General features: G+C 69.2%; 1 protein-coding gene. It reads right to left on the reverse strand.

Going from position 1 to position 744, the window contains the following annotated elements:
• Nucleotides 1–744: DUF222 domain-containing protein (locus IAQ70_RS22505; RefSeq protein WP_190992173.1), on the reverse strand; the 744-nt coding region annotated here is incomplete at both ends.

Raw genomic sequence — 744 nt, forward strand, 5'->3', positions numbered from 1 at the left:
GAGGGTGGCGGGTTCTTCGGTCAGGCCCATGAGCGCGAATACGGGCACCGTGACGAGGACTTGGGCTTTTGGTGAGGGGATCAGGTCAGCACTCCCGCCGAGGAGCCAGGCGGCGGCGGTGTCGGCGCGGAGTTGGGTGAGGGTCCTGGACTCGGTGGGGCCCTGCATTGCCCGGGCGGCGGTGGTGGCGCGGTCCCAGATCCCGGTGGCCTGATCGGCGGGGAGGTAGGTCGAAATCCAGGCCATGCCGTCCCGTTCCGGGGAGTACTCCACGCGCCGGTCGGCGGCGGAGCGGGTGTGGCGTTTTTCGATGCTGTCCGGGTGGTGCCGTTCGCGCCAGGTGCGGGCTTTGTGACGGAACCGGGACGGGATCATTTCCCCGGCGGCGCCGCCGCGTGCGGGGTTGGGGGCGTCCGGGTCCAGGAAGTGCGCTTCCAACGCCCGGGCACCCTCGGGGTCCAGGTTGAGGGTTTCGTCGACCATGATGCGGGCGTGCTGCCAGGAAATGGTTCCTGCCTGGAGGGCGGCCAGGGTCAGGGGCAGTGCGGTGGTGAGCCGGTGGGAGGTGGAGAGCAGTGTGGCGGCGTTGGGTTCGCTGACGGTCAGGACGCAGGCGAGTTCGGCGATGGAGGCCATCTCGTGGGCGGTGTGCTCCTGCGGGGATACCGCCGGTGGCGTTAGCGCCGTGGTTTCCTCCCGGAACTCCGTGGTGGTGAACACTTTCAAAGCGGCGGTGCTTGCTTC

This window comes from Pseudarthrobacter sulfonivorans (assembly GCF_014712225.1).
Taxonomy (GTDB): Bacteria; Actinomycetota; Actinomycetes; order Actinomycetales; family Micrococcaceae; genus Arthrobacter; species Arthrobacter sulfonivorans.